The organism is Ruegeria sp. J8, from assembly GCF_056531925.1.
On sequence record NZ_JBQFMR010000001.1, the window covers coordinates 585,921 to 605,179 of the forward strand.

General features: G+C 59.1%; 19 protein-coding genes and 1 tRNA gene. 11 read left to right on the forward strand and 9 right to left on the reverse strand.

The window, feature by feature from the left end:
* Positions 1-118: 118 nt before the first annotated feature.
* The 5 genes from ACR0L1_RS02760 to ACR0L1_RS02780 all read right to left on the reverse strand — a co-directional run bounded on the left by ACR0L1_RS02760 (position 119) and on the right by ACR0L1_RS02780 (position 4,092).
* Positions 119-193, reverse strand: a tRNA-Gly gene (locus tag ACR0L1_RS02760).
* Between the two features lie 121 nt (positions 194-314).
* A complete protein-coding gene (gene nagA / locus ACR0L1_RS02765; protein WP_480857021.1) occupies positions 315-1,436 on the reverse strand; it encodes an N-acetylglucosamine-6-phosphate deacetylase in 1,122 nt (373 codons plus the stop codon).
* The gene (locus ACR0L1_RS02770; RefSeq protein ID WP_480857023.1) at positions 1,433-2,461 is read right to left on the reverse strand and encodes an SIS domain-containing protein; all 1,029 of its coding nucleotides are present in this window, start codon (positions 2,459-2,461) and stop codon (positions 1,433-1,435) included. The genes nagA and ACR0L1_RS02770 overlap by 4 nt, the downstream gene beginning before the upstream one ends.
* 19 nt (positions 2,462-2,480) lie before the next feature.
* Positions 2,481-3,230, reverse strand: a complete 750-nt coding sequence (locus tag ACR0L1_RS02775) for a GntR family transcriptional regulator (RefSeq protein ID WP_170769091.1) — start codon at positions 3,228-3,230, stop codon at positions 2,481-2,483.
* On the reverse strand, positions 3,217-4,092 hold the full coding sequence (locus ACR0L1_RS02780) for a glucosamine kinase nucleotide-binding domain-containing protein (RefSeq protein ID WP_480857025.1): 876 nt from the start codon (positions 4,090-4,092) through the stop codon (positions 3,217-3,219). The genes ACR0L1_RS02775 and ACR0L1_RS02780 overlap by 14 nt, the downstream gene beginning before the upstream one ends.
* A gap of 167 nt (positions 4,093-4,259) precedes the next feature.
* On the opposite strand from ACR0L1_RS02780, the gene ACR0L1_RS02785 reads away from it, so the two are divergent.
* From ACR0L1_RS02785 to ACR0L1_RS02815, 7 genes are all read left to right on the forward strand, one after another.
* Positions 4,260-5,153: an N-acetylmuramic acid 6-phosphate etherase gene (locus ACR0L1_RS02785; protein WP_480857027.1), complete on the forward strand. Its 894-nt coding sequence runs from the start codon at positions 4,260-4,262 to the stop codon at positions 5,151-5,153.
* A 17-nt stretch (positions 5,154-5,170) separates the two neighbouring features.
* A complete protein-coding gene (locus ACR0L1_RS02790) occupies positions 5,171-6,424 on the forward strand; it encodes an ABC transporter substrate-binding protein (protein ID WP_480503253.1) in 1,254 nt (417 codons plus the stop codon).
* Positions 6,425-6,490: 66 nt separating this feature from the next.
* Positions 6,491-7,405, forward strand: coding sequence for a carbohydrate ABC transporter permease (locus ACR0L1_RS02795; RefSeq protein ID WP_170352415.1), 915 nt, complete (start codon positions 6,491-6,493; stop codon positions 7,403-7,405).
* 10 nt (positions 7,406-7,415) lie between these two features.
* Positions 7,416-8,255 carry a carbohydrate ABC transporter permease gene (locus ACR0L1_RS02800; RefSeq protein WP_170352414.1) on the forward strand — a complete coding sequence of 280 codons (840 nt, stop codon included), beginning with the start codon at positions 7,416-7,418 and terminating at the stop codon, positions 8,253-8,255.
* Positions 8,252-9,286, forward strand: a complete 1,035-nt coding sequence (locus tag ACR0L1_RS02805) for a Gfo/Idh/MocA family protein (RefSeq protein ID WP_480857030.1) — start codon at positions 8,252-8,254, stop codon at positions 9,284-9,286. Before ACR0L1_RS02800 ends, ACR0L1_RS02805 begins: the two co-directional genes overlap by 4 nt.
* Positions 9,283-10,275, forward strand: coding sequence for an ABC transporter ATP-binding protein (locus ACR0L1_RS02810; protein WP_170783917.1), 993 nt, complete (start codon positions 9,283-9,285; stop codon positions 10,273-10,275). Before ACR0L1_RS02805 ends, ACR0L1_RS02810 begins: the two co-directional genes overlap by 4 nt.
* Before the next feature lie 207 nt (positions 10,276-10,482).
* On the forward strand, positions 10,483-12,372 hold the full coding sequence (locus ACR0L1_RS02815; protein ID WP_480857032.1) for a PhoX family protein: 1,890 nt from the start codon (positions 10,483-10,485) through the stop codon (positions 12,370-12,372).
* A 48-nt stretch (positions 12,373-12,420) separates the two neighbouring features.
* Here ACR0L1_RS02815 and ACR0L1_RS02820 read toward each other — a convergent pair whose 3' ends face one another.
* The gene (locus tag ACR0L1_RS02820; RefSeq protein WP_480857034.1) at positions 12,421-12,987 is read right to left on the reverse strand and encodes a tetratricopeptide repeat protein; all 567 of its coding nucleotides are present in this window, start codon (positions 12,985-12,987) and stop codon (positions 12,421-12,423) included.
* Between the two features lie 135 nt (positions 12,988-13,122).
* Between ACR0L1_RS02820 and ACR0L1_RS02825 the strand changes: the two genes are divergently transcribed.
* Positions 13,123-13,866: a rhomboid family intramembrane serine protease gene (locus ACR0L1_RS02825; RefSeq protein ID WP_170783911.1), complete on the forward strand. Its 744-nt coding sequence runs from the start codon at positions 13,123-13,125 to the stop codon at positions 13,864-13,866.
* Between the two features lie 105 nt (positions 13,867-13,971).
* On the opposite strand, the gene ACR0L1_RS02830 is transcribed toward ACR0L1_RS02825, so the two are convergent.
* Positions 13,972-14,757, reverse strand: coding sequence for an inositol monophosphatase family protein (locus ACR0L1_RS02830; RefSeq protein WP_170788212.1), 786 nt, complete (start codon positions 14,755-14,757; stop codon positions 13,972-13,974).
* 96 nt (positions 14,758-14,853) lie between these two features.
* Positions 14,854-15,759 carry a LysR family transcriptional regulator gene (locus tag ACR0L1_RS02835; RefSeq protein ID WP_480503258.1) on the reverse strand — a complete coding sequence of 302 codons (906 nt, stop codon included), beginning with the start codon at positions 15,757-15,759 and terminating at the stop codon, positions 14,854-14,856.
* Positions 15,760-15,852: 93 nt separating this feature from the next.
* Here ACR0L1_RS02835 and metF point away from each other — a divergent pair, with 93 nt between their 5' ends.
* Positions 15,853-16,719 (forward strand): methylenetetrahydrofolate reductase [NAD(P)H], encoded by an 867-nt coding sequence (gene metF / locus ACR0L1_RS02840; protein WP_170769821.1) that lies wholly within the window; start codon positions 15,853-15,855, stop codon positions 16,717-16,719.
* A gap of 156 nt (positions 16,720-16,875) precedes the next feature.
* Positions 16,876-17,529, forward strand: a complete 654-nt coding sequence (locus tag ACR0L1_RS02845) for a J domain-containing protein (RefSeq protein ID WP_480857037.1) — start codon at positions 16,876-16,878, stop codon at positions 17,527-17,529.
* A 54-nt stretch (positions 17,530-17,583) separates the two neighbouring features.
* On the opposite strand, the gene ACR0L1_RS02850 is transcribed toward ACR0L1_RS02845, so the two are convergent.
* Positions 17,584-18,102, reverse strand: a complete 519-nt coding sequence (locus tag ACR0L1_RS02850) for a YHS domain-containing (seleno)protein (protein WP_480857039.1) — start codon at positions 18,100-18,102, stop codon at positions 17,584-17,586.
* Positions 18,103-18,349: 247 nt separating this feature from the next.
* On the opposite strand from ACR0L1_RS02850, the gene yghU reads away from it, so the two are divergent.
* On the forward strand, positions 18,350-19,228 hold the full coding sequence (gene yghU, locus ACR0L1_RS02855; RefSeq protein WP_480857041.1) for a glutathione-dependent disulfide-bond oxidoreductase: 879 nt from the start codon (positions 18,350-18,352) through the stop codon (positions 19,226-19,228).
* Positions 19,229-19,259 lie beyond the last annotated feature (31 nt).

Genomic DNA, 19,259 nt, shown 5'->3' on the forward strand with positions numbered 1-19,259 from the left:
CTACGTCGTGTTCAAACTTACTAATGCGCTTCTTGGCGGTCAGTGCAGGTGGGGTCAAGCTGCACGGCAGAAATGCAGCCTCAAACGGGCCTTTTGACGCAGAATGTAAGGGCTGATTTGGAGCGGGCGGCGGGAATCGAACCCGCTTCATCAGCTTGGAAGGCTGAGGTAATAGCCAGTATACGACGCCCGCTCAGCGGAGGTCGGTTTAAGCGATGCGTCAGATGGCGTCAAGCGCCGTTCGGTGCCGGATTTCAAAATCATTCCTGGAAAATAATCTCCCGCCCGGTGCGGCAGAAAAAGGGCGCGACTGCCTACAGCCACGCGCACTTGTCGAGCGTTCCGCTGATGCGGATCATGCTGTCTCGGGTGATGGCAGCGCCCGGCATTCGCCCGATCAACTGTGCAGGATAGGTGGTGGCAGCGACCAGCGCCGCAGGCAAAGGCACGCCCACTTGCGTGACCAGCACCCGGATGGCAGTCGTCAAATCCAGATCCGCGCCAGCCAGCGTCCCGTCTTCCAGCGTCAGCCGCCCGTCAGTGCGGGTGATCCTGCGCCCTTCCAGACGAAACTCGGATTGATCCGTTCCTGCAACCGCCATCGCGTCGCTGACCAGATAGATTTGCCCCGGTCCGGTTTTAGCCGCCCACGCCGCCCGCATGACCTGCAGGTGGACATGGATGCCATCAGCAATCAGCCCGGCCGAAAACCCACCATTCGACAGCGCCGCGCCGACCAATCCGGGTTCGCGGTTGCCCAACTGGCTCATGGCGTTGAACAGATGGGTCACACATCGCGCACCAGCGGCGGCATAGCGCTGGCAGGTGGCGAAATCCGCATCAGTGTGCCCCAACGATACCAGTACACCCGCATCGCTTAGCGCGCGAACCTGCTGCTCTGAGACCGATTCGGGCGCCACAGTCACTTTGAGACAGGGCAGATGACCCGCCGCCTCTATCAAGGCAGCGAGGTCTGCATCAGACATCGGACAGATCAGATCGCCATCATGCGCCCCTTTGCGCGCAACCGACAGGTGGGGCCCCTCCAGATGTAACCCGGCGACGCCCGGCACGCCCTCATTGACGGCGTGAATGGCAGCATCAATCGCGGCACGGGTCTTATCGGCCGTATCCGTGATCAAAGTCGGCAGCAGCGCGGCGACCCCCAACCGGCGATGAGCCTGCGCGATGCGCCGGATCGTTTCGACCGAGGGGACGTCATTCAGCATGACCCCATCGCCACCATTCACCTGCAAGTCTACATAACCGGGGCTGACGATGTCTCCGTTCAGATCGACATAGTCACCGGTCGCTATATTCGCATCGGACACAATCCTCCCGGTGGCATCGCCGTCAAAGATCAACGCATGATCATACAGCAACCGCTTGCCATCAAAGATTGCCCCGTTTCGAAAGATCACCCTGTCCGTTGTCATACCGTCTCGGTCACTTTCTTGAGGTGGCGCGGCGCGTCAGGGTCGATTCCTCGCATACTGGCAACCGATTCGACCATGCTGTAGAAGGCGGTGACCGCCGTGATCGGATCGGTAATCCAGTGATCCGTGCGCTCGGCCGGCAAAGACTGCGCTCGCGTGACCCGATCCGTCGTCGCAAACACCACCGCGCCTTTTTCAGCCAAAGCATCAGCAGCCTGTGCGGTTGTCTCCTCCGCCGCATCCTGAGCAGCGAAAATGATTGCAGGGAACCCCTCTTCAACGATCGAGACGGGGCCGTGCAGCACTTCGGCAGCCGAATAGCTTTCAGCGTGAATCTGGCAGGTCTCCTTGATCTTTAATGCCGCCTCGCCCGACACCGCAAAGGACGGCCCCCGGCCCAGCGTAAACAGAGACCGACCCGTGATCGCCGACGCCGCTGCGGACCAGTCGCAACGGGCTGCGCGGTCCAATTGGGCGGGCAGAGCCCGGATAGCCGCCAGCAAGTCGGCATCCCCTTTGACCTCGGCCAGCATCCACAGACCCGCGACAAGCGAGGTTACGAAGGTCTTGGTAGCCGCAACGCTCAGTTCAGGACCGGCGTGCAGCGGCAGCACCGCATCAGCAGTTTCCGCCAGACGCGAGGTTGAATTGTTTGTGATCGCCAGTGCCACCGCGCCCGAAGACCGCAAGGACCGCGTCAACCCGACGATGTCAGGGCTTTGGCCGGACTGCGACACGGACACACAGACCGCCCCCCGCGCCATCAGATCGGCCCCGTAGATTGAACTGACCGACGGCCCGACCGAGGCCGCAGGCAGACCAAGGAGCAACTCACTGGCATATTTCAGATAGCTGCACGCATGGTCCGACGACCCGCGCGCCACGGTGATCATAAACCGCGGATCGGCGTCGCGGACCAGCCCTGCGGCGTTTTGAATATTGGCCGCGCCACTGCCCAGCAGCCGGTCGACCGCATCGGGAATTTCCAGAATTTCCTGACGCATCTTGGATGTATGTTCGGACATCGGCCTTTGATCCTTCCGGTTATAGCCGTAGCTCGGCGACGAAATCATAGGCGTCACCGCGATAGAGCGAGCGGGTCAGCTCTGCGACCCGACCGTTTTTGAGAAATGAGAGACGTTCGATATTCAGCCCCGCCGCCCCTTCAGGCACGTCCAGCAACTCGGCCTCGCGCGCTGCCAGATTAAGCGCCGAGATCTTCTGAACCGCCCGCACCGGACGATGACCCAACCCATCCAGCACCTCGTAGAGCGAGGTCGTCACCTCGATCGGGTTTGGCAGGATGTCCAAGGGCAAGGCCGCTTTTTCCAGCGCCAGCGGGCGGCCATCCGCCTCGCGCAGACGATAGATACGGGCGATTTGCGCGCCGTCCGACAGGTTCAGCGCGGCCACCTCGTGTGGTGTTGCGGCGAACACGCCACGTTCCAGCCATTTAGAGGTGGTCTGCATCCCCCGGCTCGACATATCTTCGGTGAATGATGTCAGATGGGTCAGCGATTGCTCGACCCGAGGCACGCGCTCGCGGATGAACGAACCCGACCCCTGACGCTGTTCGATCACGCCTTCTTGCACCAGCTCCTGGATTGCTTTGCGTACGGTGACGCGGGACAGGTCGGTGATTTCCACCAATTCCCGTTCTGACGGCAGCGACGCATTGGGGGCCAGCACACCGGTGTCGATCCCCTCTTGCAACCGGCGGCGCAGCTGTACGTATCGAGGGCCGTTTTCAGGGCTTAGCCATGCATCGGCGCGCAGGAATTCAGCGATGCTCATCTGCCACCTCCTTTGCCAAAGCCAACGCACCTGCCAGCGGTTCCCCCTGCGGCGGGCGGATTGCCTCTTGCATTTCGCCGGGCAGGTAGTCGGCGTAGTGCGGTGCAATTCCCCCGGTCAGACATAGCGTCAGACCGGGTTTCCAACCCAAACGGGCGGCCATATCCGTAAGGTAATCCGCACCTGTTTGCAGGACTTTCCGGGCAACGATATCTCCATCGACCGCCGCCGACGTAACCTGCGGCGCCAACGTGCCAAACTCTCCCGGCGACGCTTGGCCTGCAAATGCAACAATGCCTGCGGTACCACCCAACCGATCAGACAGGGCCCGGGTCAGGCCCGAGCTTTCCTGAACACCATCTGCAACATTCAACGCTTCGGCCAAGGCGCGACGTCCGACCCATTGGGCCGAGGCCTCATCCCCAAGGACTGACCCCCATCCCCCAGCAAACCGCGTGCGACCACGAGTCTGGAGCGCAAGGAATGAGCCCGTGCCGCAATGCGCGACAAGGCCGTCTGTCGCGCCCAAGGCCCCTCGGACGGCGGCTGGCCGATCATCTTCCACCCGGGCATTCGTCAAATTCAGAACAGCCTGCAAGCGCCCAGCTACCGCATCCCCAGTCACTCCAGCCAAGCCTACGAAAGCGGGCCAATCGAACAGGTCAGCGGCGGGCCGTCCGAGACGTTCGGCCAAACGCGCGACGCCCGTCCTGATCTGGTCGGCACCACCCTCAAAATCGGTTGAGACATTGGCCGCACCTGTTTCGACCGCATGGACTTCACCATCCACATCGCAGGCAACCCGGCATCGGGTTCCACCGCCATCAACGGCCAAAACTGCGTGGTTTTCAGACTCACTCATGACAATACCATTATAATACCTTTTGCCATCAGAAAAGATCAAACCTGCTATGATCAGCAATTTTAGAGAGATTTATGCGAAAAAATCGTTCATCTCGGTCGCAATAAGAAAGTTATGGACAGGTGGTATTAGATAGGTATTGTAAAGGAACTGTAAGGGGGATTCTCTTGACGCTGCCGTCGACTGAACAACTGCACACTGATGCCGCACGACTTGACCCGAGCGATCTGGCAGGCTCCGCCCGCGCCTTGGCCGCTGGTCAAATCGCTGCGGCGCAGGCGGTTGAGGGGGCCGTCGACAGCATCGCGCAGGCTGCACTGGCAATGGCAGAGACTTTGCGTACGGACGGGGTGCTGCACTATGTGGCGGCGGGCTCGTCAGGATTGATGGCCGCCGCAGATGCCCAAGAGCTGGGCGGCACGTTTTCGATCTCACCCTCGCGGTTGCGCATTCACATGGCAGGAGGCCAGCCCACCGGGGTTGAAATGCCCGGCGCAGCAGAAGACGCGGATGCGGGCCTTGCCGACGCGTTGCAAGACTTGCGCCCGCATGACACTGTCATCGCTGTGTCGGCCAGTGGATCGACACCCTACACCCTAATCGCCAGCACCATCGCACAGTCCAAAGGTGCCAAGGTGATCGGCATCGCCAACAATGCAGGCAGCCCCCTGCTGCTGAATGCGGACATCCCGATCCTGCTGGCCACGCCGCCGGAGTTGATCTCGGGCTCGACCCGCATGGGGGCTGGTACGGCGCAGAAGATAGCCCTGAACATGCTGTCATCCCTTATGGCGCTAGAGTTGGGGCATGTGCATGGCGGCATGATGGTCAACCTGCGCGCCGACAATGACAAGTTGCGCGCCCGCGCCGCAGGAATCGTAGCGCGTATTGCAAATGTAGACACCGCTGTCGCGCAATCCGCGCTGGACACAGCCAAGGGTGAGGTCAAACCAGCGATCCTAATTGCGGCGCTCGGCCTGTCATTGCCCGAGGCCATGACCCAACTGGGCAACTCGGGCGGAAACCTCAGCACCGTTCTTACAACAGATAACAACCGCTAACCAACTTGGAGACTGAAATGAAACACAAAAGCCTGAAACTGGCCCTGCTGGGCACAACCTTGGTGGCAACATCGGCCTTGGCCGAAGACGTGACGATCACCATCGAAAGCTGGCGCAACGATGACCTGACCCTGTGGCAAGACCAGATCATCCCCGCATTCGAGGCCGCCAACCCCGGCATCAAGGTCCAGTTCACCCCATCGGCGCCCGCCGAATACAACGCTGTTCTGAACTCGAAACTGGATGCGGGCTCGGCCGGTGATCTGATCACTTGTCGCCCCTTCGATGCTTCGCTGGCGTTGTATGAGGCAGGACACCTGACGGACCTTTCGGGCGTTGAAGCCATGAGCAATTTCTCGGACGTCGCCAAATCCGCGTGGCAGACCGATGACGGCGCGGTCAGCTTCTGCGTTCCGATGGCCTCGGTGATCCACGGCTTCATCTACAACAAGGACGCCTTCAACGAGCTAGGCATAGACGTGCCCACCACCGAGGATGAGTTCTTTGCCGCGCTGGATAAGATCAAGGAAGACGGCACCTATATCCCGATCGCGATGGGCACCAATGACCAGTGGGAAGCCGCCACAATGGGTTACAACAACATCGGCCCGAACTACTGGAAAGGTGAAGAAGGCCGTCAAGCGCTTATCAAAGGTGAGCAGAAGCTGACGGATGAGGCCTGGACCGCACCTTACGCAACACTGGCCCGTTGGGGCGAGTATATGGGCGACGGGTATGAGGCACAGACCTATCCCGACAGCCAGAACATTTTCACGCTAGGCCGCGCGGCGATTTATCCCGCCGGTTCGTGGGAGATTTCGGGTTTTAACACGCAGGCCGATTTCGAGATGGGCGCATTCAAGCCGCCGGTCCGCAACGCGGGCGATACTTGCTATATCTCGGATCACACCGATATCGGCATCGGCATGAACGCCGCCACCGAGAACCCCGAAGCGGCTGAGACGTTCCTGGCCTGGGTCGCAAGCCCCGAGTTCGCGGAAATCTTCGGCAACGCCCTGCCCGGCTTTTTCCCGCTGTCCAGCACCCCGGTCGAGCTGCAAGACCCGCTAGCCAAGGAAATCGTCGGCTGGCGTGATGAGTGTGAATCGACCATCCGCTCGACCTACCAAATCCTGTCGCGCGGCACGCCGAACCTCGAGAATGAGACCTGGGGCGCATCGGTCGCCGCCATCAAGGGCGCCAAATCGCCCGAAGAACTGGGCGCCGAGTTGCAGGAAGGCCTCGCCTCCTGGTACGCGCCGCACCAGTAAACTGACCCCTACTCGGGCGGCTCATCCCGCCCGAGTACCCCCTGACACCCCTTTGAAAGCTGACCCATGAACCGCCCCCGCTTCCGCTGGCATATCGTCGTGTTTCTGGCCCCTGCTGTGCTGGTCTATACGGCGGTGATGATCTTCCCGCTGTTCAACACGCTGCGGCTGGCGCTCTATTCCGAAGTGGATCAGAGCCGCGTGTTCGTGGGCTTGCAGAACTTTCAAACGCTGTTTTTCGATCCCATCTGGTCCGAGCAGTTCTGGAACGCTTTGGGCAACAACTTCTGGTTCTTCCTGATCCATATGCTTGTTCAAAACCCCATCGGGATCGCACTGGCAGCCCTGCTCAGCCACCCGCGCCTGCGGTTCTCGGCGCTCTATCGGTCGGCGATATTCATCCCAACGATCCTGAGCTTTGTGATCGTTGGCTTTGCATGGAAACTGATCCTGTCGCCCATCTGGGGCATCGCGCCGTCGATGCTGGATGCCGTGGGCCTGAAATCCCTGTTTGCGCCGTGGCTGGGGAAAGAGGAATATGCGCTCACCACGCTGGCGCTGATCTCGGTCTGGCAATTTGTGGGCATCCCGATGATGCTGATCTATGCCGCCCTGCTGACCATCCCCGAGGAAATCCTTGAAGCCGGAGAGATCGACGGCATCACCGGGGCCTCGGCCTTCTGGAAGATCAAACTACCGCTGATCCTGCCCTCGATCGGGATCATCTCGATCCTGACTTTCGTGGGCAATTTCAACGCGTTCGACCTGATCTATGCCGCCCAAGGCGCGCTGGCGGGGCCGGATTTCTCGACCGATATCTTAGGCACCTTCATGTACCGCACCTTCTTTGGGTTCCAACTGCAATTGGGCGACCCGCATATGGGTTCCGCCATCGCCGGGGCCATGTTCGCGATCATCCTTGTGGGCGTCTGCATTTACCTGTTCGGCATCCAGACCCGGATGCGCCGGTATCAACTGTGAGGGGCCAGCGATGAACAAAGCACGTCATAACCCGCTGAATACCGCCGCGATGCACGGGGCGCTGATCCTTTACACGCTGATCGCCCTGTTCCCGGTTTTTGTGATCATCATCAACAGCTTCAAATCCCGCCGCGCGATCTTCCGCGAGCCGCTGGCGCTGCCGAATGCCGACAGTTTTTCCATGATCGGATATGAGACGGTAATGAAGCAGGGGGATTTCTTCCTCTACTTCCAGAACTCTATGATCGTCACCGTCGCATCGCTGTTTTTCATCTTGCTGTTCGGGGCCATGGCGGCCTATGCGCTGTCGGAATATCAGTTCAAGGGCAACCTGCTGATGGGGCTGTATCTGGCGCTGGGGATCATGATCCCGATACGCATCGGCACTGTGGCGATCCTTGAGATGATGGTGGCCACCGGGCTGGTGAACACGCTTTGGGCGCTGATCCTGGTTTACACCGCGCAAGGGCTGCCGTTGGCCGTGTTCATCCTGTCGGAGTTCATGCGACAGGTCAGTGATGATCTGAAAAACGCGGGCCGTATCGACGGGCTGTCGGAATATACGATCTTTTTCCGGCTGGTTCTGCCTCTGGTCAGGCCCGCGATGGCGACCGTGGCCGTGTTCAACATGATCCCGATCTGGAATGACCTGTGGTTCCCGCTGATCCTCGCCCCGGCTGAAGAAACCAAGACGCTCACGCTGGGCAGTCAGGTCTTTATCGGACAGTTCGTCACCGACTGGAACGCGGTTCTGTCGGCCCTGTCGATGGCGATCCTGCCAGTGCTGGTTCTGTATGTCATCTTCTCGCGCCAACTGATCCGCGGCATCACTTCGGGAGCTGTCAAATGACCAAAGTTCTGATCGCTGGCCTTGGCAATATGGGTCTCAGCCACGCGCTGGCTCATCACAACCACGCGGACGCGCAGATCGTGGGGCTGGTGAACCGCTCGGGCCACGTGGATCACCCCGAGCTGGGCCAATACCCCGCCTATTCGGATTTCCACACCGCGCTGGCCGAGACCAATCCCGATCTGGTGATCATCGCCACCTATTCCGACAGCCACGCCGATTTCGCCTGCGCCGCAATGGAGGCTGGCGCGCATGTGTTTGTCGAAAAGCCGCTGGCCACCAACGTGGCCGATGCACGGCGCGTGGTCGAAACCGCCACTCGCCTGAACCGCAAACTGGTCGTCGGATATATCCTGCGCCATCACCCCTCGTGGATGCGCCTGATTGCCGAGGCGCGCGATCTGGGCGGACCGTATGTGTTCCGCCTGAACCTGAACCAGCAATCCTCAGGCGCTGAATGGGAGACGCATAAGGCGCTGATGCAGACCACATCCCCCATCGTGGATTGTGGTGTGCATTATGTGGATGTGATGTGCCAGATCACCGATGCGCAGCCCGTCCGCGTGCATGGCATGGGCCTGCGCCTGTCCGACGAAATCGCCGAGGACATGTACAATTACGGCCAATTTCAGGTGATTTTTGAGGACGGCTCGGTCGGCTGGTATGAGGCCGGGTGGGGCCCGATGATGTCCGAAACCGCGTTCTTCGTGAAAGACATCGTCTCGCCCAATGGCTCGGTCTCGATCACCGATGGCAACAAGGGCGCGTCGGCGGATATCGACGGCCACACCAAGGTTGGTGGTCTACTGATCCACACGCCGGGCGGTGACCGTACGGTTGAGATGCCCGATGAGCCCGGCCATCAGGAGCTTTGTGACGCCGAGCAGGCGTATATGCTGCGCGCCATCGCAGACGATATCGACCTGACGCGCCACATGAATGACGCCGTCCAATCCCTCGCCATTTGTCTGGCCGCCGATGAAAGCATCCGCATTGGCCAGCCCGTTTCGCTTAAGGAGCCCGCAACATGACTGCTCTGACCCTGACCAATGTGAACAAATCCTTTGGCGAGGTGCATGTCCTCAAAGACATCTCGCTTGAGGTCGAAGAAGGCGAGTTTGTCGTTTTCGTCGGCCCCTCGGGCTGTGGCAAATCCACCCTGCTGCGGGTGATCGCAGGGTTGGAGGATGCGTCCTCGGGTGAGATCAATATCGACGGCCAGACCGTCAATCTGGTGCCGCCGTCGAAACGTGGCATCGCGATGGTATTCCAAAGCTATGCGCTCTATCCCCATCTGAACGTGCGCGGGAACATGACACTGGCGCTGAAACAAGAGAAGCAGCCCAAAGCGGTGATCGAGGAGCGCGTCGCCAGCGCCAGCCGGATGCTGAACCTTGAGGAATATCTGGACCGCTATCCATCTGAGCTGTCCGGCGGTCAGCGCCAACGCGTCGCCATCGGGCGGGCTATCGTGCGTGAGCCGAAACTGTTTCTGTTTGACGAGCCGCTCTCGAACCTCGACGCGGCGCTGCGGATGAACACACGGATTGAGATTGCAAACCTGCACCGGGCACTGGATGCCTCGATGATCTATGTCACCCACGACCAGACCGAGGCGATGACGCTGGCCGACAAGATCGTCGTTCTGCGCGATGGGCGGGTCGAACAGATTGGCAGCCCGATGGAGCTGTATAATAACCCCGCCAACCAGTTTGTTGCGGGATTCCTTGGATCTCCTTCGATGAACTTCCTGCCCGAAAGCCTGCTGGATCAGGGGTCAGACACCCTTGGTATTCGGCCAGAGGATCTGTTCCTGTCTGACGACGGCCCCCTGTCAGCGCAGGTCAGCCATGTCGAAAAGCTGGGCGGTGATACCAACGTCATTGCGACCGTTCAGAACCATTCGGTGACGGCGCGCTTGTTCGGGCAACACGCAATTTCCGAAGGCCAAGACCTGCGTCTTGGGTTCGCGCCCGAAAAAGCGTATCGGTTCAATGCTGATGGGCAGCGGCTGCGCTAACCCAATCACGACGATGTGATCAATCTGTTCGGATGATTGTAACACCCTGTCTGCATCGCGCAGGCAGGGCTTTAGCGCGTTTCAGCGCATCAAAAATGAATCTATTTTCAGGTCGAAATACAGCGGCTTTAATGGCGCTGTTAAGAACCTGTCACAAAGACCTCTTAAATGCCGTTCATCAACTTTCATTTTAGCCAGGAGCCATCCATGAAAGACGTCGACAACACCACACTTTCCGCAGACGACTGGGACGAGCTGCACTTCCCCCGCTCCGAGGAAAACGACTTTGACCGCGTGGTCGAAAGCGCCATTTCCCGCCGTGGTTTTCTGGCCGGTGTGGTGGCCTTTGGATCGGGCGCTGCCGCAATGGGCACAGGTCTGCTCAGCTCGACCTCGGCACAGGCCGCTGACGCGTCGCGCTTTGCCTTTACCCCGATCGCAGCCCAGACTGACGGCACCGTTCACGTCCCCGAAGGGTACGAATGGAAAGTCATGATGCGCTGGGGCGATCCGTTGTTCTCGGATGCCGACGGCTATGACATCGCCGATGGTGGTTCGGTCGAAAAATCCGACCGTATCTTTGGTGAGAACACTGACGGGATGGAAACCTTCTCGTTCCAGGGTCATGAACTGATCGCGATCAACCACGAATACCCCAACCGCAAGATCAACCTGCCGGCCGCTGCGGAAAGTGTTCCGGCAAACGCAGGTGATGTTCTAAAGCTGCAGAACATCCAAGGCGTGACAGTCATGGAAATCACCGAGGGCCCTGAGGGCTGGTCGGTTGTCAAAGACAGCCCCTTCAACCGCCGTATTCATCATAACACTCCGATGAAAATCGTTGGCCCCGCAGCCGGTCATGACCTGCTGAAAACCGAGGCTGATCCGACCGGCACCACCTCGTTGGGCACCATGAACAACTGTGGTGCGGGCAAGACGCCCTGGGGCACCTATCTGACCTGCGAAGAGAACTTCAATGGCTACTTCGGCTCGTCGGATGAAAATGCCGCCTATGACCAGAAGGTCTCGGACGGTATGGCGCGCTACGGTATCAAGGCCGAAAGCTGGAACGGTTACGAGTTCTTTGACCCGCGCTTTGACACCTCGAAGAACCCCAACGAGCCGCATCGCGCAGGCTGGATCGTCGAGATTGACCCAACCAAGCCTGACAGCACCCCTGTCAAACACACTGGTCTGGGTCGTTTCAAGCACGAAAACGCCGAAGTCACCCTGGCTGCCGACGGTCGCGTGGTTGTCTACATGGGCGACGATGAACGTGGTGAATACCTGTACAAGTTCGTCTCGAACGGCACCTATCAGCCCGGTGGTGAAACCGAGAGCCTGCTGAACGACGGCACGCTTTATGTCGCCAAGTTCAACGACGACATGAAGGGTGAATGGCTGGCTCTGACCCCGGAAACCACCGGAATGGACGATGCCGAGATTCGCATCTTTACCCGCATGGCCGCCTCCAAAGCGGGCGGCACCACCATGGACCGCCCCGAATGGGTCGCCTCCAGCCCGGTCGCGGTCGAGGCCTATTGCTGCCTGACCAACAACAAGAACCGCGGCGTCAAGCCAAACGCCGGTGGTGATGATACCTCGGTCAACGCGGCCAACCCGCGTGAAGCCAACAAGTATGGTCAGATCGTTCGCTGGCGTCCGGCCAATGACGACCACGCCGCCCAAGCGTTCGATTGGGACCTGTACGTCATGGCAGGCAACCCCACCGTGCATTCCGATGACCGCGCCGGTTCGCCCAACGTGAACGAGGGCAACCTGTTCAACTCGCCCGACGGTATGGTGATCGATTCGACCGGTCTGATCTGGATCCAGACAGACGGGAATGACGACAACGAGGAAGATTTCGCAGGCAACGGCAACAACCAGATGCTGGTTGGTGATCCCGTGACCGGTGAGATTGCACGCTTCATGACTGGCCCGAACGGCTGTGAGGTGACCGGTCTGGCGTGGTCCACAGACCTGCGGACCATGTTTGTCGGCATCCAGCACCCCGGCAGCAACTGGCCCGACGGCGGCACGCCGCGCTCGTCGGTCATTGCGATCAAACGCGCCGATAACGGTCTTGTCGGCTAAGTCCCAAGATCGAAAACCCCCGGCCTGTTTGGTCGGGGGTTTTGTATTTCAGATGTCTTGGCCTTGTGGTGCCAAGGGCCCTCCGGGGTCCATCAAGTGGCGTTCAGAGAGCCACGGGTTCAGCTCCAGCGCCTGTTCCAAAGCCTCGCGAGCTTCGTCGATCCGCCCAAGCCCTAACAAAGTCAGTGCACGCCCACTGATTGCTGCCACATGATTGGGCGACAGTTCGATTGCCCGATCCAGATCCGGCAGAGCGGCCTGATAATCCCGGCCCAGAAAATAGGCGAAGGCGCGCTGGTTATACCCTTCGGCATAAGATGGGCAGTAATCTATCAGCGAGTTGAAGTCTTCGATTGCGCCCAGCAGATCGCTTTGACTACGACGTGTCATCCCCCTGTCCAGCGCGACTTGTGCCTTGCTATCCGGTGCATCTGTCCAAAACTCCCAAAGCTTGCCCGACAAAACCTGCGCGGCGCGCTCGGTCTCGGCCTGTTGAATTTGAGAGATAATCCCGGCCACCCCGTCCGAGTGATCCGGAGCGGCGGGACAGTCCTGTGAATGGGCAGCGATGGTGCCTGCGACCAGCAGGACAAAGGCTGAGGCGATTTGTTTCATGTGTCTATGGTGACGCGCAGACAGGCTGCGTCAACCCTTGGGCTCGTTCAAGTCTTCGTCACACACCTCGCCACCATGCCGTATGCTGCGTAAACGTACCTTGACCTTGCCCGCCCGAAAGCCCAGCGTCGCGCCATGTTTCCGATCCGTGACCATAACCCCTCGGGGCGCACCCCATACGTCGTCTATCTGCTGATGGCCGCGAACATTCTGATTTTCCTCAGCTATGTGGGCATCATGGATGACGCGCGGTTGCTCAACCGGCTTTATTTCGACTACGCGGTCATCCCGGCCCGGATCGAAGACGGGGTCGCGTATGAGACGCTGTTCACCTCAATGTTCCTTCACGGCGGCTGGATGCATCTGGCAGGGAACATGCTGTTCCTTTGGATATTCGGCGACAATCTGGAAGACGAGATGGGCCACCTGCCCTTTTTGCTTTTCTATACGATGGCCGGTATCGGAGCAGGCCTGATCCACGTCCTGACGGCCCCGGGATCAGTGGTGCCGACCATCGGGGCCTCTGGTGCAATCGCCGGGGTCATGGGGGGATACCTGTTGATGTTCCCTAAGGCCCGCGTGGATATTCTGCTGATCCTGATCGTCTATGTGCGGGTTTTCACCATCCCGGCCTTCGTCATGCTGGGGGTCTGGCTGGGGATGCAATTCCTGGGCAGCCTTGCCAGCAACCCGGACGAAGGCGGCGTTGCCTATTGGGCTCATACCGGCGGGTTCTTTGTCGGTCTGCTTTTGTGCATACCGCTTTGGGCGCGGCGGGGCGGTACGCGGTATTGGAACCGAACACATGGCCACCCGCCGCACCCCGAGCATACATACAAACTGTCACAATCCCGCATCCCCCGAATCCCGCGCCGGTAGATGCATATCCTTGCACGACATTGGCGGCCTTGATCGCCTGTGCTGCCGACAACAAAAAAGCGCGCCTCGGACAGGGCGCGCTTGTTCGTCTCAGGGTTCTGCAAGTCAGCCCCGGATCACCTTCGAGAACTGGTCGAAGATCGGTTCATTCGAACAGATAACCTCGCCATCTTCCAAGACGCTACCTTCGGGGTTCAGAGCCTGCACAAAGCCACCGGCTTCTTTCACGATGATGATACCAGCAGCCACGTCCCACGCGTTCAGGCGGCGTTCCCAGAAGCCCTCGTAACGGCCTGCAGCCACATAGGCCATATCCAGCGCCGCAGCGCCCCAGCGGCGCACGCCTGCGCAAGTGGGCATGATCCGCGCCAGATCCTGAAGGGTCGCAGGCAAATCAGAACGTCCGCCAAAGGGCAAACCGGTCGAGAAAATGGACTCGATCATGCGGTGGCGGCCCGAAACGCGGATGCGGGTGTCGTTCATCCACGCGCCCTCACCTTTTTCGGCAAAGAACATCTCATCCTTGGCGGGGTCATAGATCACGCCGGCAACGATCTTGCCCTTGTGTTCCAAAGCGATAGAAATCGCCCAATGCGGCAGCCCGTGCAGGAAATTGGTGGTGCCGTCCAGCGGGTCAACGATCCAGCGGCGTGTCGGGTCTTCACCGGCCTGCCCGCCGCCTTCTTCACCCAGCCAGCCATAGGTCGGGCGGGCACCCAGCAGTTCCTCTTTCAGGATGTTTTCAGCAGCAATATCGGCCTTGGAGACAAAATCGCCCGCGCCTTTCATCGAGACTTGCAGGTTCTCGACTTCACGAAAGTCCTTGACCAGAGACCGCCCCGCCTTGCGCGCGGCTTTGATCATGATGTTGAGGTTTGCACTGCCTACCATTGTCCCACGGCTCCTGTTCGGTCAAACCGCGCGTATACTGATGCAATGCGCCCTTGCCAAGAGGCTTGATGCGCATAGCAGACCCGCGTTTCCCGCCTATTGCGATTGCAGCTTGCGCGCCTCGGTTCCGGCAAGGTCGATCAATTCCTGCACATAGGGTTTTTCAAGGTCCTCAGCCCGCACTGCCGCATACAAGCTACGGGTGATCCCATCCTTGGTCAGCGGGCGGGTCACATAGTCTGAATTGTACTTCACTTCCCTCACCACCCAGTCTGGCAACACCGAAATTCCGCGATTTGATGCGACCAGCAATAAGATCACCGCCGTCAGTTCCACCTGCCGAATAGCGGCTGGTTCTACCCGCGCCGGGATCAGCAATTGGCTGAATACATCCAACCGGGTGCGCTCGACCGGGTACGTGATTAGGGTCTGGCCGCGAAAATCCTCGGCCTCGATGAAATTCTTCTGCGCCAATGGGTGTGCCGAGGCCGCAACAAACACCGCGTCATAGTCGAACAGTTTGATGAACTCGACCCCCGGCAGGTCCTCAGGGTCGGACGAGACGACCAGATCGACCTCTTCCTTTTGCAGCGCGGGCAAAGCGTCAAAGGCCAGACCGGGGCGGATATCTACATCCACATCGCCCCAGGATTTGCGAAAGGATTCCAGCACCGGAAAAAGCCATTCGAAGCAGGCATGGCACTCGATGGCGATATGCATTCGACCAGTGCGCCCATCGCGCAGCGAGGAGAACTCCTGCTGCGTCGCTTCGACCTGCGGCAGAATCTGTTCGGCCAGCCGCAACAGGCGCAGCCCCGCCGCAGACAGTTTCATCGGTTTGGAGCGGCGCAGGAACAATTCCACGCCGGCCTGATCCTCAAGACCTTTGATCTGATGGCTCAGCGCCGACTGAGTGATATTCAACTGATCCGCCGCGCGGGCCAACCCGCCGCACTCATGAATCGCCTTGATTGTGCGCAGGTGCCGAAATTCGATATGCATTCAATGGAACTCATGTTGTTCTTGAGGAATATGAGTTTGTCTCACAATGCGTCACATGGCACAAGACCCACAACTGGAATATGCGAGGCCATGATGACCCAACCTGAGATTTCATTCGAGTTCTTCCCGCCCCAAACGCTCGAAGCTTCGTTCCGCCTTTGGGATACGGTTCAAACGCTCGCCCCGCTTGAGCCCCGATTCGTCTCGGTCACCTACGGCGCAGGCGGCACAACACGTGAGCTGACTCGCGACGCGGTCGCCACCTTGCACAAATCATCCGGCCTGCCGGTTGCCGCGCACCTGACCTGTGTGGATGCCACGCGCGAAGAAACCCTGAAAATCGCCGATTCCTTTGCAAAAGCAGGCGTGCGGGACATCGTGGCCTTGCGCGGCGATCCCCCCAAAGGACAGGAAAAGTTCGTGCCTCACCCGGAAGGTTTTGCCAATTCGGTTGAGCTGATCAAGGCACTGGCTGACACTGGAAACTTCAACATCCGCGTGGGTGCCTATCCCGACATCCACCCCGAGGCCCAATGCGCCCGTACGGACATTGACTGGCTGAAAGCCAAGCTGGACGCGGGAGCTGACGAGGCGCTGACACAGTTCTTTTTCGAAGCCGAGACGTTCTTTCGCTTCCGCGATGCGTGCGCCAAGGCGGGCATCGACAAGCCCATCGTGCCGGGCATCCTGCCCATCGAAAACTGGAAGGGCGCGCGCAGTTTTGCCAAACGCTGCGGCACACGTATCCCCGCGTGGGTTGAACAGGCTTTTGATAAGGCGATCCGCGACGACCGCGAAGACTTGCTGGCAACCGCACTGTGCACCGAGCTCTGCTCGGATTTGATCGAGGGCGGTGTGGACAAGCTGCATTTCTACACGCTGAATCGCCCCGAATTGACCCGCGACGTTTGTTTCGCCTTGGGCATTACGCCTAAAGCCGATCTGCAAAACGTGGCCTGAGCGAAAAGTCGGCTCTCACAAGCACATTCACCAGAACAATCCTGCAGTGCATGGCGGGATTGTTCTACGTTTAGCCTCAAAAAACCATCAAATTTGACAAAAATGCGGCCATCCCAACACTAAGAGCACGTTGTTGTTTTAACGAGTGTTTTGGGTATGGAAGCTGTTGAAAAGATGAAGGCCCGCGCTGCGGCGATGGCCGCCCTTGGCCTAGATCAGACCGCCGGTTCTGAGGATATCAGACAAGCGTGGCGCAACATTGCGTTCAATGTGCATTCTGATCGAACCAGGGGCGACAGCTCGGAATTTACCCGTGCGAAAGAAGCCTATGACCTGTTGCGGCTGGAAGGCTTGGTCAGCAAGGGCGCGCAGCCCGGCAAACCACGACGTCCGAAATTGCGCAAGCGGGTCATCTCGCTGGATATTACCGATATCGATGCCTGCCGGACACTTTTGAACAAAGCGCTTCCGCAAGGTGCCGGCGGCGCAGACAAGACTTGCACCGCTGACCCGATTGCCGATTCCGATCACATCCCCGAGGCGGTCGGCTTTCATGGCCGTAACCTGACCTATTTCGTGTCCTCGCCCGTTCGGCAGGGGCAAAACCGGGTGGCTTTGCCCACTTCGGTTCTGGCTGGTGCACGCCGTACCGAAACCGAAGTGCTGAGCTTTCAGGCCAAGGAAACCGGCGGTGGAGAGGTTGTCGTTCCGGATACGATCCGCGATCGTAAATTCCCCGGCGCCAAAAGCGTGCGTATCCGTTTCGATGCTGACCAGCAGATGCGAGACGAATTCTGCCTGGCAAGCTGATCAAAACGAAAAAAGCCCGGCGAGTAACAGCCGGGCTTTTCTGTGAGTGGACCCTTAGTTCGAGATCGGGCCTTTCGAAGTGAATTTCGGAATGACTGCAGTCGATGCTTTCGCAGGCTCGATCCCCGGCCAGTTGCCTTCGGCCAGGTTAATGTTGCCCGGAATGTCTTCTTCAAAGAACCCAACAACTACATCGGTGATGTTCAGGTAAAGCTTGTCATCAACGATGCGCCACAGGTTCGGGTTTGCCGGAACCTTACCGCCGCGCGAAACACCATAGGCACAGTGCCCGTCATATTCCGGTGCGTAATAGGCGGGGTTTTCCAGAAACTTGTCGCGGTTCTCTTCAGTCGAGAACGCCCATGTCGCACCGTTATATTCTGCGGTGATGTCGGAACGGCCACGCACACCTTCTGGCTGGGACTGACCAACCGGGGCCTGATCCAGGCTGCGGTAGGCTACAACATCGTAACCCGATACAGCGAATCCGGTACCGTCTACATACTGATCACCGGCAAAAGCGGGAACAGCGAAAGCCAGGGTCACTGCAACGGTTAGGGCAAAACGTTTCATATAGGTCGTCCTTTTGTCCTCAGGTTTAAGGGGCACCCGTGTTCCGGGCCTGCTCAGACAATAGGTGATTCCAGCCGACAGAGCAGTCCTGCTCGCGGGCCTGTGACGTCGAATGAAGAAACGTGAGACTATTCCTGCCGAATGTTACAGAAAGAAGCAAACAACCGGGGTTGGACTCGGCGCTTTGCAATATTAGCTGTTGTGACGGACGGACAATTCACCCCAGATTTGCTGAGAAAGGCAAGAGATGAGCGAGCAATCGACCTATACCCCCCCGAAGGTCTGGACATGGGACAGTCAGAATGGCGGGCAGTTTGCCAATATCAACCGCCCCATCGCCGGTGCAACCCACGATAAGGATTTGCCTGTCGGACGCCACCCCCTGCAGCTGTATTCACTGGCCACGCCAAACGGCGTGAAGGTCACGGTACTGCTGGAAGAATTGCTGGCCCTGGGTCATGAAGAAGCCGAGTATAATGCGTGGCTGATCAATATCGGCGAAGGCGATCAGTTCGGGTCGGGCTTTGTCGAAGCCAACCCAAACTCGAAAATCCCTGCGTTGTGGGACCGATCGGGCGACAAGCCGGTACGCGTGTTCGAAAGCGCCTCGATCATGTTCCATCTGGCCGAAAAGTTTGACGCCTTCCTGCCCAAGTCAGGACCCGAGCGGACCGAGGTAATGAACTGGGTGTTCTGGCAGATGGGCAGCGCGCCCTATCTGGGCGGCGGATTTGGCCATTTCTACGCCTATGCGCCCGAGAAATTCGAATACCCGATCGACCGCTTTACAATGGAAACCAAGCGTCAGCTTGATGTTCTGGATAAGCAACTGGCGGAGAACACCTATATTGCTGGTGAAGACTATACCATTGCCGACATGGCCATCTGGCCCTGGTATGGGCAACTGGTTCTGGGTCGCCTTTACGATGCGGCCGAATTCCTGGACGTCGAATCCTACAAGAATGTCATGCGTTGGGCCAAAGCGATCGACGCACGCCCAGCCGTTCTGCGCGGACGCATGGTGAACCGCCCCTTTGGCGAAAAGCACTTGCAGCTTCATGAGCGCCACGAAGCCAGCGACTTTGAAACCCGTACGCAGGACAAGCTGGAAGCTGCTGCGGAATAAACCTGTCGGGCCTCGCCGGGATCTGGTGAGG

Excerpts from the sequence above, each read along its gene's own strand:
- nagA (WP_480857021.1), bottom strand. The coding sequence starts at position 1,436 with ATGACAACGGACAGGGTGATCTTTCGAAACGGGGCAATCTTTGATGGC.
- ACR0L1_RS02770 (WP_480857023.1), bottom strand. The coding sequence starts at position 2,461 with ATGTCCGAACATACATCCAAGATGCGTCAGGAAATTCTGGAAATTCCC.
- ACR0L1_RS02775 (WP_170769091.1), bottom strand. The coding sequence starts at position 3,230 with ATGAGCATCGCTGAATTCCTGCGCGCCGATGCATGGCTAAGCCCTGAA.
- ACR0L1_RS02780 (WP_480857025.1), bottom strand. The coding sequence starts at position 4,092 with ATGAGTGAGTCTGAAAACCACGCAGTTTTGGCCGTTGATGGCGGTGGA.
- ACR0L1_RS02790 (WP_480503253.1), top strand. The coding sequence starts at position 5,171 with ATGAAACACAAAAGCCTGAAACTGGCCCTGCTGGGCACAACCTTGGTG.
- ACR0L1_RS02795 (WP_170352415.1), top strand. The coding sequence starts at position 6,491 with ATGAACCGCCCCCGCTTCCGCTGGCATATCGTCGTGTTTCTGGCCCCT.
- ACR0L1_RS02800 (WP_170352414.1), top strand. The coding sequence starts at position 7,416 with ATGAACAAAGCACGTCATAACCCGCTGAATACCGCCGCGATGCACGGG.
- ACR0L1_RS02805 (WP_480857030.1), top strand. The coding sequence starts at position 8,252 with ATGACCAAAGTTCTGATCGCTGGCCTTGGCAATATGGGTCTCAGCCAC.
- ACR0L1_RS02810 (WP_170783917.1), top strand. The coding sequence starts at position 9,283 with ATGACTGCTCTGACCCTGACCAATGTGAACAAATCCTTTGGCGAGGTG.
- ACR0L1_RS02815 (WP_480857032.1), top strand. The coding sequence starts at position 10,483 with ATGAAAGACGTCGACAACACCACACTTTCCGCAGACGACTGGGACGAG.
- ACR0L1_RS02820 (WP_480857034.1), bottom strand. The coding sequence starts at position 12,987 with ATGAAACAAATCGCCTCAGCCTTTGTCCTGCTGGTCGCAGGCACCATC.
- ACR0L1_RS02825 (WP_170783911.1), top strand. The coding sequence starts at position 13,123 with ATGTTTCCGATCCGTGACCATAACCCCTCGGGGCGCACCCCATACGTC.
- ACR0L1_RS02830 (WP_170788212.1), bottom strand. The coding sequence starts at position 14,757 with ATGGTAGGCAGTGCAAACCTCAACATCATGATCAAAGCCGCGCGCAAG.
- ACR0L1_RS02835 (WP_480503258.1), bottom strand. The coding sequence starts at position 15,759 with ATGCATATCGAATTTCGGCACCTGCGCACAATCAAGGCGATTCATGAG.
- metF (WP_170769821.1), top strand. The coding sequence starts at position 15,853 with ATGACCCAACCTGAGATTTCATTCGAGTTCTTCCCGCCCCAAACGCTC.
- ACR0L1_RS02845 (WP_480857037.1), top strand. The coding sequence starts at position 16,876 with ATGGAAGCTGTTGAAAAGATGAAGGCCCGCGCTGCGGCGATGGCCGCC.
- ACR0L1_RS02850 (WP_480857039.1), bottom strand. The coding sequence starts at position 18,102 with ATGAAACGTTTTGCCCTAACCGTTGCAGTGACCCTGGCTTTCGCTGTT.
- yghU (WP_480857041.1), top strand. The coding sequence starts at position 18,350 with ATGAGCGAGCAATCGACCTATACCCCCCCGAAGGTCTGGACATGGGAC.